The sequence below is a fragment of the Aquabacterium soli genome, assembly GCF_003933735.1.
Lineage (GTDB): Bacteria > Pseudomonadota > Gammaproteobacteria > Burkholderiales > Burkholderiaceae_C > Aquabacterium > Aquabacterium soli.
The window spans coordinates 1-12,884 of the sequence record NZ_RSED01000026.1; the positions used below are offsets into that span (position 1 = coordinate 1).

Annotated in this window: 15 protein-coding genes; all 15 read right to left on the reverse strand. The window is 62.2% G+C overall.

Annotation, left to right across the window (positions count from 1 at the left end; all coding sequences use genetic code 11):
• Positions 1 to 360: 360 nt before the first annotated feature.
• The 15 genes from EIP75_RS21415 to EIP75_RS21490 all read right to left on the reverse strand — a co-directional run bounded on the left by EIP75_RS21415 (position 361) and on the right by EIP75_RS21490 (position 12,666).
• Complete coding sequence (locus EIP75_RS21415) at positions 361 to 657, reverse strand: hypothetical protein (protein ID WP_125245239.1); 297 nt, start codon at positions 655 to 657, stop codon at positions 361 to 363.
• Positions 658 to 1,013: 356 nt separating this feature from the next.
• Positions 1,014 to 1,220 (reverse strand): hypothetical protein, encoded by a 207-nt coding sequence (locus EIP75_RS21420; RefSeq protein WP_125245240.1) that lies wholly within the window; start codon positions 1,218 to 1,220, stop codon positions 1,014 to 1,016.
• A 91-nt stretch (positions 1,221 to 1,311) separates the two neighbouring features.
• Positions 1,312 to 1,791 (reverse strand): stable inheritance protein KleA, encoded by a 480-nt coding sequence (gene kleA, locus EIP75_RS21425; protein WP_125245241.1) that lies wholly within the window; start codon positions 1,789 to 1,791, stop codon positions 1,312 to 1,314.
• A gap of 339 nt (positions 1,792 to 2,130) precedes the next feature.
• Positions 2,131 to 2,589, reverse strand: a complete 459-nt coding sequence (locus EIP75_RS21435; protein WP_125245243.1) for a hypothetical protein — start codon at positions 2,587 to 2,589, stop codon at positions 2,131 to 2,133.
• A complete protein-coding gene (locus EIP75_RS21440; RefSeq protein ID WP_125245244.1) occupies positions 2,586 to 2,861 on the reverse strand; it encodes a hypothetical protein in 276 nt (91 codons plus the stop codon). The genes EIP75_RS21435 and EIP75_RS21440 overlap by 4 nt, the downstream gene beginning before the upstream one ends.
• 262 nt (positions 2,862 to 3,123) lie before the next feature.
• Positions 3,124 to 4,050, reverse strand: a complete 927-nt coding sequence (locus EIP75_RS21445) for a hypothetical protein (protein WP_125245245.1) — start codon at positions 4,048 to 4,050, stop codon at positions 3,124 to 3,126.
• Between the two features lie 69 nt (positions 4,051 to 4,119).
• Positions 4,120 to 4,734 carry a hypothetical protein gene (locus EIP75_RS21450; RefSeq protein WP_125245246.1) on the reverse strand — a complete coding sequence of 205 codons (615 nt, stop codon included), beginning with the start codon at positions 4,732 to 4,734 and terminating at the stop codon, positions 4,120 to 4,122.
• A gap of 596 nt (positions 4,735 to 5,330) precedes the next feature.
• Positions 5,331 to 5,819, reverse strand: coding sequence for a M48 family metalloprotease (locus EIP75_RS21455; RefSeq protein WP_125245247.1), 489 nt, complete (start codon positions 5,817 to 5,819; stop codon positions 5,331 to 5,333).
• Between the two features lie 45 nt (positions 5,820 to 5,864).
• Positions 5,865 to 6,260 (reverse strand): hypothetical protein, encoded by a 396-nt coding sequence (locus EIP75_RS21460; protein ID WP_125245248.1) that lies wholly within the window; start codon positions 6,258 to 6,260, stop codon positions 5,865 to 5,867.
• 15 nt (positions 6,261 to 6,275) lie between these two features.
• Positions 6,276 to 7,031 carry a TraX family protein gene (locus EIP75_RS21465; RefSeq protein WP_125245249.1) on the reverse strand — a complete coding sequence of 252 codons (756 nt, stop codon included), beginning with the start codon at positions 7,029 to 7,031 and terminating at the stop codon, positions 6,276 to 6,278.
• 290 nt (positions 7,032 to 7,321) lie between these two features.
• Positions 7,322 to 8,377, reverse strand: coding sequence for a DNA-binding protein (locus EIP75_RS21470; protein WP_125245250.1), 1,056 nt, complete (start codon positions 8,375 to 8,377; stop codon positions 7,322 to 7,324).
• A 78-nt stretch (positions 8,378 to 8,455) separates the two neighbouring features.
• Complete coding sequence (locus EIP75_RS21475; protein WP_233584983.1) at positions 8,456 to 9,850, reverse strand: Eco57I restriction-modification methylase domain-containing protein; 1,395 nt, start codon at positions 9,848 to 9,850, stop codon at positions 8,456 to 8,458.
• Positions 9,847 to 10,173, reverse strand: a complete 327-nt coding sequence (locus tag EIP75_RS21480; RefSeq protein ID WP_233584984.1) for a hypothetical protein — start codon at positions 10,171 to 10,173, stop codon at positions 9,847 to 9,849. The genes EIP75_RS21475 and EIP75_RS21480 overlap by 4 nt, the downstream gene beginning before the upstream one ends.
• Positions 10,174 to 10,176: 3 nt before the next feature.
• The gene (locus EIP75_RS21485; RefSeq protein WP_125245251.1) at positions 10,177 to 12,030 is read right to left on the reverse strand and encodes a DNA cytosine methyltransferase; all 1,854 of its coding nucleotides are present in this window, start codon (positions 12,028 to 12,030) and stop codon (positions 10,177 to 10,179) included.
• A 12-nt stretch (positions 12,031 to 12,042) separates the two neighbouring features.
• Complete coding sequence (locus EIP75_RS21490) at positions 12,043 to 12,666, reverse strand: hypothetical protein (protein WP_125245252.1); 624 nt, start codon at positions 12,664 to 12,666, stop codon at positions 12,043 to 12,045.
• Positions 12,667 to 12,884 lie beyond the last annotated feature (218 nt).

A 12,884-nucleotide genomic window follows, 5' to 3' on the forward strand; every position in this document is an offset into this window, starting at 1 on the left:
ACGGGGCCCACAGCGCAAGGGCCTGCTCGGAGGCCGCATGCGGAGCGCAGCCCGAAGGGCGAGCACCGAACGGGTGAGAACAGGGGCGAAGCCGAACCCTTGCGCTGTGGGCCCCGTGTGCTGGCGTCGAAAAGAAGCGGCAGGGGTTGCCGTGCACAGGTCGGGCAAGTGCGGGGCACCTGTGGCGCGCTGAAGCGTGTGCAGAAGTGCAACCACCCCACCCCGACAGGCAAGCGGAGCGCGCAGCTCTCTCACCTGGGGCCAGGGGCGCAAGTAGGAGCGGTGGGGTAATCAAAGCGGCACTCAAAGCGCCGCGGTGCCGGCACCAGGTTCGCCCCTGGTGCAGCAGCTAGGGTCAGACTAGACCTCGGTGCTTCCGATCCACTCACCGCCAAGGTGAGCATCAACAGGCGCGCATCGCTCGATATCGTGGTGCCTGACTCGAAGGGCCTGGCTCAAGGCGTCGGTGTCCCAACCACACGCGGGGGCTTCGACAGCCGCGATCAGCTCGCCATCGAGCGAGCTGACCAGGCGAAGCGGCTGATGCTGTTGCTCTGTTGGGATCTGGATCTGACCGTCGCGGCCGACAGAAAAGCCGATCCCGCCATGGTTGACGTAGACCGTGATCGAGGCCGAAGGGGTGTTGTGATCGAGCATGCGAGATCTCCAATGAGTGCCGGCGGGATTGCCGTCCGTACCTGCCTCAGGCCGCAGCGCAGGTGTCAAGGGGACCGTGGAATAAATGGGGGGGCCCACCACGGTGGGGGGCACCGTTTATGCCGCGAAAGCCCCTTGACACCGAGAACGGTCTGATATGTTCGGTCATGCAGCAATCCCACCAGTCCATCCAGATCGAGCCGATGCCGAAGGCGAGCCGATGATGCAGCCGCGCCAGCGGGCTGCCGGCGGGGGATGCCCCGGTGGCGGGGGCGCCTAGCGCCCCAAGAGCCGCCGGCCGCAGGTGGGTCGATCCCACCTGTGGTCGGAGGGGCCGCGCCGGAGCTGGCCAGTCATCAGCCCGCATCGGAGGGCAGCAGCGAATTGCACCGATCCGCGAGAACCTGAGCCAGCAGCTCGGCATCATTGGCCGCGTCCACCGGATCACGATCAAGCGCAGCCCGCAAGGCATCCTTGAGCCATTTCGACGCATCAGGCGCGGCTAGGATCGCGTCTACGCTGGGCGCGGCGGTGGGGTGGTAGGTTGGGCTGTCTTCACTCATGGTCGAAGCTCCTGGGGGCGCATATGGCGATGTGCCCCGCAAGCCAGGCGCGAAGCGCCGGAGCTGCAGGGCAAACCGGGATGGTGTCACTCTACTTGATGGCCAGACGATCGCAGACAGGCTGGCCGAGGTGTCGCCACCAGGCCAGGACACGCGCCGCCAGTTGCGCAAGGGCCTGTTCATCAGGCACGGCCTGCAGATCCTGCTCACGGATCACGCCAGCATCCTGGAACACCTGCAGGGCTTCGCTGGCCAGGTGCCGGCCATCGAGCGTGCGCAGGCATTCGCGCAGTGCGCCGTCTTCGACGTCATCGAAGGTGCGCCGGACTGGATGGTGCCGGGCAGCAGCCTCGCTGGCTCCCTGGATGTCGGCAAGGGTCCAGTTCTTCATGACCTTGGTCAGCAGATCCGCCTTGCCCTTCTCGACCAGAGCACGCAGGGCTGCGGCCTTTCGCTCCAGTTCGAGGGCCATATCTGCGCTGTCACGCAGACGTGTGCGTTCAGCACGGATCTTGTCGCCCACCTCGTACAGGTGATCGATCCAAGGCATGAAAGGGGTGTTATTGCTCATGGTCTGAGCCTCCTGAGTAATTTTCTCCGGCGTAGTACGCCGGCCGGCGAGTTGTTTCGCGCGCATAGATTTCATCAGCAAACAACGGCACCTGCCGTTGCAGCCGCTTGACAAGGTTGTTTCGCCGCACCCTGCCTTTTGCCTCCTTGCTCCATCGACGCATCGGCGCGTCTGGCAGTTGAAAATCAAGGGATATGACGTAGCCCGCCCCGGGCTTCGTGAGCGCTGCCAGGTCAGCCGGGCAAGGCTGGCCAGGCTCAACATCGACACTGCCCAGCACCTCGGGCCCGGGGCATGTGATGTGGGGCAGCCCCCAGCGGATCGAGTAGCGCCACGCCCTCACGACAGCACCGAGAACAAAGGGCGCTGACTGGGGCCTACGTCTCCCAGTGAGGCGACACCCGCCTTCACGAAAGCCTCGAAAGCATCGGCCGCAGCTCGGCCGAAGTGATCGGCATAGTCGCCAAGCATGCTGTCCACCATCACATCGATCATTAATACTTCCGCCCGTGCACGCGTCTCGATCTTCCACCAGGTGTCAGGCACGCGGGGCGGTTTGCCCGTTCCGGGATCAGCATGGGCATCAATGCAGGCAAGCAGGTAGCGGCGCTCCACGTAGTGGGCCGTCAGTTCATCACGCCATGCCTGGTGCTGAAAGGCCACCCAATCCGCATCCGAGCTGGAAGGGTCTTCCTTCTGATCAAGCAAGCCCAGCCGCCCTGCCCTGCGGCGTTCTTCATCACGCGGCACCGGGAAGACCACGCGAAAGTCAAACGCACTGGCGTGCATCGTGTTCATGATGCGCCCCGGCCGGCCCTGTAGCAGCGGCTGCACAGTTTGCCGTTCACGGTCTTGAACACAACGACGCCCGCGCCACCTTCCAGCTCGTAGACGCGCACCTCGTCAGCGAACGCAGGACGCAGCGAAACCTGTGCACGCGGCACCTGGTCAACAGGCCCAACCATCCACAGCACGCCGGCACCCGCCAGCAGGGAACCTGCAAATGCTGGTGGAGCAATCAGGGCCAGGGCGAATACCAAAGCAGCAATGATCAGTTTCAGGGGCTTCATGTGGTCTTCCTCGATGGGTTGCGGCGAGAGGGGCTGTTACGGCCTCCCCTGGCCTCAATGTTTGTGATGAGGGCCCCAGCGATCACGGCCTGCCGAAGGTGGTAGACCATGCGCCGGGCCAGGTACTCGACCTCGCCCCGCAGGTAGGCATTGCGCACCGGGTCACGGCTGTAGAGCCTGGTGATCAGGGCGAGGCGAGCAGCCAGAACTCGCCCGCGTTCTCCGTTGCTGCGGGCAAAGCGTTTGAGTTCTGACCTCACGGCTAGGCCGTCGTGCTGGCAAAGGACTTGGCGAGCTCTACCGTCTGGCGGTTGATGTAGGCCTGCCACGCTTCGAGACTGGGGGTCCAGCGGAAGCCGCCTTTCTTGAGGCGATCGCGTGTAGCGGCGTCAGGCTTGCCGTCAAAGAACAACCGGATGCGGTTAGCGGGCGGGTCTTGCTCGATGCGGACACCATCGCCCTGCAGCTCAGTCACAGGCATGGCGTGCATCTTCTCCAGGTGCGCCAGCCGTTCACGAACGCGGCGGATGTTGGCGCCATTGTTCGTCAGTTGATAGCTGGGATAGCCGGCCCCTCGGTAGTGCGTCGGGTTCGCGACATAGGTTGCATCGTCCGACGAGAAGCCCAGTTCGATCAGGGCGCGCACCTGGGCTTCCTTGCCGGCTTTCGCGTGTTTGCGCAGAGCCGCGTTCGCTGCCTTCATCTTCGCCTGGTCACGCTCCAGGCCAGCCAGCTCGACGGCCAGGCGTTGGATTGCATCTGCATCGCCCGCCATGATCGGCCGCAGATCTGGACGCAGCTCGCGCATCACCGCCCGGCGCGTACCTTCGTGGAAGTTCACAACCGCCGTGAGCCGGCGGTGGGCAGCATCATTCCACTTCTGGGCCCGGCGGGTTGGAAAGTTCGATGGTCCGGTGATCATCGAAGATATGCAGCGGCTGCTGCTGCTCAGCCAGGCGCGGTAAACCTTGGCATAGCCCGCACGGTAACGGGCAAAGACGGCTTCCAGCTTGTCCAGCGTGCCACCCTTCGTGGCCTGCAGCTTCATCTCTTCGTAGACGCTGGCCAGCGTTGCCGCATAGTCCGCACGATGAGAAGCGGCGCGCTTCTCGGGGCTGAAACTCGTGCCCTGAAACGCACTTTGCGCGACGTTGAGGGGAATGTCGTTGATGAACTGTTCTGCTTGCATGTGGTTGCTCCTAGTGTGTGGAATCGAAGGCAAGGCGCAGGCACCAGGCCGCGCCCTTTCTCTTCAATCTCAGAAGCAACCTTCCATCGCGTCGGCGGCATCGGTGCCCTGCTTGCGCTCGGGGTACACCTGGGCCTTGATGTAGGGGACACCGGAATTGCTCAGGCGGCGCTTGCCATAGAAGCGCAGCTCAAAAACCGTCTCGTACTCGTCGGTGCCTTCGATGGGAACGGTCTTGCCGATGACACCGTGACGCTCGTTCTCCTTGCCGGGTGCCAGCTCCCATGCGCCGTTATCCTGGTTCTGCGATTCTTGGCGGAACACCGCGCCGCCGATATGGTTCTGCCCCTGCGGCCCGATTGCCAGGCTCAGGAACGGGCGGCCTTCCTCGGTCATCTTGGCGAAGGCAGACACGGGGATCTTCACCTGCTTGGTGTCCAGGTGGCCGGTCATCGCGGGATAGGTCTTGCCCTCTTCCGCCTTGCGCGGGGTGTAGGGGAACAGCGTCAGCACGCCGCGCGTGTTCGCATCGATGAGGTCAACCAGGTGGACCTGATCGCGCTGCGCATTGGTGCGCTCAGCCTGGGCTGCCAGGCGGTCCATCGGAGTACCCTGATCGGCTGCTTGCGCGTCGGTGATTGCGGCGGAAGAGCGACGGGCCTTGGTGGTGGTTTGTGCGGTCATGACTAGCTCCTAGTGAGTTACAAGGCAGGAGGCAGAGCTGCTATCTCTGGTTCTTCCTGCATGGCTGCAAACCTTGCTGCCATGTGTATAACTATACTACCGGAACTGTTCCATTGCAATAGTTGAAGAGTAACACGACGTAACGCTTATGGCCTTTGCGCGTGCTGCGTTCGCCCTAGCCGGGGCTTGACTTGACCCGGACCCTCCCTCTTCAAGACGGTATTCAAGCCTGGTCGCCTGGCACCATGATCGCCAGTAGGAGCATCGAGCGGTGCCCCGTCCGGGGGACGGGGCATGAGGGCGGTAGGAGCCGGCCCGGTAGGGCTTCGACCCGCCTGAGCGGGTCGAACTCCGTATCCCGCCCGAAAGCATGCGACGACGCGCTACACGCCGCACAGCTCCATGCGGGGCTTGCCCCGCTTGTCCTTCTGGATGACGTTTCCCGTGGGAAACGGGCAAGCGCAGCGCGCAGCGAAGGCCTCAGGCCGTAGCGGAGGCGTCAGGCATACGGAAGGCTGCCGCAGGCAGTCCCCGCAGGGGATGAGCGCGAAAGCGCGAACCTGTAGGACGCCGACCCGGCGAAGCCGGGGGACGCCCTACCCCGCTTTCTTCAGATTAACCCATCGCTGGAGAACATATTTCCGCGCCTGGAACACGAGATCTTGTTCGAATAGATACCCTGGATCTTCAATTAATGCGACCGCAATAAGTGAACTCGCCCAGTCTTCAATGGTGGCACCCGTTAGCATGATCGAGCAACGGTCGGCGATTTTTTCTTCGTTCAGTCTGCGAACTAGCGTCCATGAAAAGAAACTAGGCCAGCGCCGTGAAAAATGCCCCATCTCATGTGCAACAGCGACTCGCAACTGGTTGTCAGGCAGAGTCAGAAGATGCGTGCTTGGAATCTTGATAACGTTGCGGATCGGAGCGTAGTACATGTGCCCGCTGATCCAGGTTTTGAGTTCTGGCGGATTTCGCTTTCCCATCACTTTGGCAAACTCCGAAATCCAGCTTTTGACTGTTAGGAGCCGATCAAGCAACTGACGTTCAACATCGGGCGAGAAAGGCGACGGATGCGATGGCATATGCGAGTAAAGATTTAAACAGAGATACCTAGGCGGAGAATGAGGTTACATGCCAGGTCGGGCCTCTAGCTTTACGTCAAAGAGTGAGAAGGGGGCTTCGATGGCTCCATTTACTTCATCCGCCTTCTTCTGATGGTAAGCCAGTGTGAATTGATTCGCAGCATTGACATCATTATTGATCTTCTGCTCGATGAGCCTCAGCTCTTGTAGGGACGTTTCGGATGCTGCTGGATACGCTCGCCTCCAATCACGGACGAACTCGGAAACAGTTTCATTATGTTTTGCTTCGAGGTGCGAAAGGATCGACCGTTGCTCTGAATCTAGTGCACTTTGCCTCTCAGATTGGTGAATAGCGAGTTTCACGTCAGCATCGTGGCCGAGGCCGTCAGAAATGATGCAAGCAACGAGAACGGCGATGAATGACAGAAATAGGATACGCATGTGATTACTCCGAAATTAGGCCTTAGCCAAATAAGTTAAGTAACACCAAAAGAAAGCTAGGTGCAGTGGATAGAAGCCATAAAAGAACCATTGAGCGCGAGGCAGCCTGTACGGCCAGTACCGTACCAATGCGAGCACGGGAACAGATGCAAGGGCCCAGAAATTGCCGTTGATGAACCACAGTGAGATCAGGCAGACGGCGAAGCCAAACACAGCGGCACCGGATGTCTTGCGCTGGTAGGCCCACACGCACAGGCATAGGCCGATTGCCGGCCACCAATACTCGCTTGCCGCTCCTGCCCACGCGAACACCAGCCACGCGACGATGCCTTGCAAGCGCCCGCCAGTGTCAAGAAGCCAGGCCGTAACCACGGCCACCAGCAAAGTGAACATCATGTTCAAGGGCCATCCGTGCGCGAGCTTATTCACCACGATGAAAGGCGCTGTCGCGAGAAGGCCAAACAGGGCTAATCGGATGGACAGGCGGCGATAGCCGCCGTTGGCGAGCATGCCAGACCGGGCCAGGTTGTAGCCGAGCGTGAAGGCGAACAGCGGCATGCTGATGCGGCCGAGGGCGAACATCCAGTGAACACTGCCCCCGAACAGGTACTTGTTGCTGTGATCGATGACCATCAAAACCAGGGCCAGCCACTTCGCAGCGTTCAGCGAAGCATCGCTAAAGGCGAGCGGGGCAAACCTGGTTGGTTCATTGCCTTGGATCAAGGTGCCGGCCGGTGTCGTGGCCTGAGTCTTGGTTGATATGCGTGCCATGGCTGCTCAATGTTGAGTTGTCGGGGTGGGCACGCCCGTGCCGTCCGCGAGTCGGTTGAGGAACAAGACTTGCGGCGGCTGGCCGTCGAACTGGATGCTCATGTGCTGCTTGCCGTCTTGCCACCAATACCGGATCTCACATCCGTGGGGCAGGCTACCGAGCACTGTCATGATCGAGTCACGTAGCTCGCTTGATGTCGCAGGTTGTGCTGACATTTCCATTCTCCAAACTGATTTTGTGTATGGGCTGCTAAGCATGGTTGCGGCGCCTGCCCTGGCGCCGCTGCTGATCAACGTTGGTCGGTCCCTCCGGACTTCTTGGATCTGGGGGTCCGGGCCGCCTTGGGTTGGTTTCCAGCGGCAGGCCCGGCATCCGATGCGCTCGCGGCCTGCTGACCTGGTGCATTGGCGCTGGCCACGATCAGAGCCCGGGCCTGCGCCAGATCCGCCCGCAGCTCGTCCGCGCGGGCTGCTTCCCGCGCGGCTGCTTCCTTGAACCGCGCAGCCTCATTGGAGGCGAGCCGGGCGGATTCACCTTGTTGGTCGGCGCGGGTGCGAAGATCGTCCACCAGCTCGGACAAGCCGGCGCGTTCTGCCGTCATGGTGTTCAGCGCCTCTTGAAGTCGCGCGACCTCATTGGAAGCCGTCCGAGCGGCTTCGGCCTGCTGGTCCGCGCGTGTGCGTGTTTCAGTCAGGCGATCATTAAGGCTGGCCCGGTCGGCCTTCGCGCCGGCCAACTCACGCTCAGCCTCGACCCTGCCCTGTCGCTCGGTGCTGAACGCCGATTCAATCCGGTCAACCGTGGCGCGCATGTCAGTCAGCTGCTCGGTGCTGGCGTCGATCTGCAGGCGGTTTCTTGCAATTTGAATCCGTGCCTCTTCGGTGGCCTGCCTTTCGCGCTCAAGTTCTTTGTTCAGGCGCTCAATCTCGGCCCCTTGCTCGGCGGACCTGCCGGCCAGCACATCCCGTTCGGAGGTAAGGCTGGCCACCTGCTCAGCGAGGGCATCGCGCTCTGCTTCCAGCGTTTCACCGGCTGCGGCTAGGTCTGAGGCCTCGGCCTTGGCCAGCGCGAGCTGGCCGGCCCCTTCGGCACGCGCTTCTGCCGCAACGCGCAGCATTTCAGCGTTGATGCCCTTGAGGATGGCTTGCGGGAGGTCACTGCTGGCTGCCGGCGCCTCTGGCCGGGTTTCACGCCAGGTGTTCAGGTGCCGAAGAATCGTATTGGGGCTACCCGTGTCTCCCAACTCGACGCGCACCGACCGAACGCTAACCGGGATCTGCTTTGAGGTCAGCGCCTCGGCTGCGGCCTTGACCTGTTCGTATGTAACGCCTTCTCGTGCCATCATGTACCCCTTTTAATAACGCATATCATATCATAACGTTACGTTATGGTATGCGTAACGTTACGATATTGCAAGCGATTTTTAGCCCTTGATGGGTAGCGATCTGAGGCTTCGGGCTGTCAGCGCGCGAAAGCCGCTCTCCAGCGGCGCCGCGTTCTGGCGCAACCAGGCTTCGGATTCGGGGCTGCACAAGTGCGCCTCTATCTCAGTCAGCGACATTGCCCCGGTGCACACGATGCGCAAATTGTGGTTGATGGGCAGCACGCCTGGTGGAACCAGGACGGGCCGCAGCGTGCGCGTGATGCGCGGCACCAGCAGAGACGGACACGACACGTCGACGTCGTGCACATTCTCCGGCGGCAACCACTGAGCCACACGACGTTGGCCACGCGCGCACATGCTTTGTCGTTCTCGCTTCAGATGCGCAATCACCTCGGGGTGTGGTTCCTCACCCGGGCGGGTGACGATTGCAAACCGGGTCGGCTGCATCAGCAAGCCGTCGCGGATGTCGGCGCTGTCAACAGCCGGCACCAGGTGCGCGACTGGTAGACGCGCTGCCGTGTTGGCGTTCACGAGAAACACACCTGGTGTACCCAGCCAGGGCGCGAGCTGGATGGCTGCCACCTGGCCAAGCGTCACACCAGCCGGCGCCGGCACGCCGATGTTCTCGCCTGGATAGATCGGCTCACGTCCGATTGGCAAAGCACCCTGGGCCCGGCTCAAGACAACGGCCACCGGATGAACTCGGGGGGGCGTGTTTGCGCGTCGCAGCTTCGGCCTGTAGAAAGCTGATGCTGCATCGAGGCGGCTGACGTGGGCCAGGCCGAAGCGCTGCCCGACAACCTCTCTCAGGCGCGCTGCCCCATCGTTGAACAGCCAGCGGTCCGCTGTGACCATCGCCAGCTCACCATCGGGGTGAAGAAGCGCGGCGCATCGATCCAGAAAGCTGTGCAGCAGATCTGCCCGTGCGTGCTCCGGCAAAATGCCCGCGTACTCCATGCGCAGCAGCTCGGGGACATGGCTGAATCGAAGGTAAGGCGGATTCCCGACGATTGCGTGAAAGGCCCCACTCGTCGGCCCTTCGGTCAAGAAATCGGCACACCGAATCATGGCCATGCTGATGGATTCAGCCCGATCGCCAGGATATCCATGCTCAAGCAAGACTTGTCGCAAGCGAGCCCGCGCCTGGTCGGCTGCGAAAAAGTGGATCTCCCAGCCACTCACGCGCGCAAGCAGCTCAGTGTCGGTGATCCCGGCTTGCTGGGACAGCAAGCGATCCAGCGCACGACCGAGAAAGGCCCCATCACCACAACTCGTGTCTACCAGCGTCCGCGCACCAAGAGGCCAGCGGATGCGGTCAAGCAGTTGTTCAACGATGGCTTCGCTGGTGTAGATGGCGGTGGCCTCATGCAGGGCATCGATGGCTGCGCCTCGCTCCGTCTGGCCGAACAGATCCATTTCGTTCGTGCCGTTCATGCTTGGGCCCTCGGCTGCGATTTCTGACGTGTAGGCGTGGCGCTGGGCGTCTTGGCCAGGTCGGGGCGCTTTCCGCCCTCGATGACGCGAAGGTGCGGGACGCCGCGGTGCAGGGCATGCGCGGTGTGCCTGGCGTAGGTGGCCACCGCTCGCCAGTAGGCGGCCATTGGCCCCTTGCGCTTTTTCCACGCGTTCTCGGCCTGCCGGTCCGCGTCAACCCGCAATTCGCGCAAAAGGGCCGCGATAGCGCCCCGCTGCTCGGCCGGCAGCTCTAGGAGCTGCTGGACGGCATCCAGGCGCAGGAGGGGATTGATGTAGCCCATCGCTTATGCCCTCCCCTCGAAGGCCGGCACGTCCTGGCCGGAGAGCTGCAGGGCAGCCACGTAAGGGCGGACCCATACGGGCGTGGCTGAGAGCTGGAAGGTTTCGCCGGCATCGGCCAGCATCAAGGTACGCAAGATCTCGTTGCCCATTGCCTCGGCCGCGTCGGGGGGGACGGCATTGCCGATCCACTCACGATGTTGGCCGTCGCTGGACGTGTCGAGCGTCATGGCATCGGTGAAGGCTGCAACGTCGGCCGGGTCTTCTGGATCGAACAGGCTCTGTAGCGCTGCGAGTTCCAACGTGCTGAACGGACGGTGCCAGGTTCCATCGAGCGCACGGATCATCGCCACCAACTGTTCATTGCCCGCCGGCATCAGGCGCGGGTCTGCCACAGACCATGAGCCATTGTCGTGACAAGCGCTCGCGCTCACCGCGCCGCAGGAATCGACCCAGCGAGTCACGCCAAAATGCCCGCCAGTAAGGTAGGCGGTGCGGTTGGGGTCCATGCTCGTGCGCGGGTCTTGAACCGCGTAGGCCCCGTTGTTGTCTCCGCTGATGACTGTTCTGGACGAAGCACCCCAGCTCGCGCAGTGGTACTTGCCGAAAAGTTTGGTGTCTTGCGGGCCCCGAGGGTCTGCAACACAGGCGCCGCTGCCGTGGGCGCTCGTGACTGCGCGCCCTGCCCCGCCCCACGCCTGAACTGCCAACTCGTTGGAGTGCTTGGCCGGCCCATGGTGACGCGGATCTGCGACCTCTGCGCCCATTGATCCCTTCGGGACGATGCGATAGAGGTTGTTCGGGCCTAGATCGGTGAACCTGGGATCGGCCACCTGTTGGGCGCTAGATCCCGGCGCCACCGCCCGGGTAATGCAATTGGCCGACTGGCCCCACCGTGTCACTCGAAACCCGGCGTGTGAGTAGTTGGCATGCTCGATGACTCGCGGATCACCGACGTACTGCCCTTGATCGTCACCAGCCAGGCCAGGGACAATCAAGTAATCACGCAGGTTGCCCTCGTCGTCCACGTCCAACCTGTTCAGCGAACGCCAGTCAGAGCCGGCCTCAACAAATGCCAGGCGAACCCAGGTTTTCCATTGAAGGCGCGGCATGCGGTGCATCTGCCCTGCAAGGGGATCACCCGGCAACCACATCTTGCCCAGCACATCACCCACCGAACGCAAGGGGCGCTTGGGCGGCTCATAGAGGCAGTTCGGCACCTTCTCGGGATGGCGCACGACGATGAGGCAGCGCTTGCGGGTCTGACCCAGCCCCCCCAGTTCGCCGCAGTCATGCACCGTCTCACGGCTTGCATACCCAAATGCCGAGAGCATGCCCATCAGCTGGTCGGCGAAGGCACGACCGCGAGCAGAAACCAGGCGCGGCACGTTCTCGAAAAGAATCATGGGCACGGGGTCATCGCGCCAAGCTTCCAGCAGCAGCCACAAGGCACGCTCGGCCAGCCCATTCATGGCAACGTACTTGGGGTTGAGGCTCTTTGATTCAGGCAGCAGGCCCGAGAAGCCCTTGCACGGTGCCGACAGGAATACACAGTCGGGGCGACGGCCCTGGGATGCTCGACGGACATCAGCCGGCGTGGCCTCCCTCCAGCCCTCGGGCGGCTGGTGGCCGTTGATCGCGATGTACTGGCTGCGGTCAGCAAAATCGATGTCCAGCGCTGGCACACCAACCCGCCGGGCAAACACCCGGTTAGCCCGCGCATCGATGTCCATGCTGCCGAGACACTCCCAGGTGCCCTCCATGCCGGCAACCTTGACGCTGGATTTCTTGAAGCCCAAGGCGCCGCCTCCGATTGCGCCGAACATGCAAAGGAGCGTTTTCTTAACTTTGATGGTCATGGTGCGCTCCGATCAGGCGTAGTCCGTGTAGCTGTCGGGCTTGAAGATCTCGACGCCTACAACGGTCGTCGTTTCCTTCTTGCTTGCCCAAACGCCCCAGCTATGCACCTTCACACGGCCATCCGTGTCAACGCGCTTCACCATCGGCTCACCGATGAATCGGCCTTTCATTGGCACGCAAACCCCGGCCATGGCCTGGCTCGTGTGTTCTTGCGCTTCCTTCGCCAGTTCGCGGATCTCGACTGAGCGCAGGCCAAACACGCGAGTCACCTGGAAGTACTCGTAATTGGTCTGGTCGTAGCCCCAGCTCGCCGACAGCACATCACCCACCACCAGGGTGTGACCCTCGCGCAAGCGCTCCTGACGCTCGGTCTGCCGCACGCTCTTGGCCGTCTTCGCCGCGTGCTTGCCTTCGATCCACTTGGTTCTGTGGATCTCCGCTTGTTGGTGCGAGCCAAAACTAAAGTTGTAGTCAGGCTTGCAGCGCATGCCAGAGAAGGCAATCTCAACCACTCGGCCGGTCTTGGCTTCGGATCGGAACACCTGCAGGCCGAGCGCGTCGTCCTGGAACACCAGCGTGGACTTGATGCCCGCAAAGCTGGTCCGCTTGAGGTGGATGGCGCGACGATCAGTCATGCGACACCTCTTTTCCCACGGGAAACGCCCGCCCTTTTTTCATGGTCTGCTCCTAGTGATGCTTGGGAAGCAAAGGGGGAGCTGCTATCTCCGATTCCCCTTGCGTCAGGCCTCTAGTGTACCATGGGAACTGTTCCATTGGAACACTTATTTTTGCAACGTGCGGTAACGTGGCGGCCGCTCTTTCGGGTCGTGGCCACGTCCTGGTCAAGTGCCCT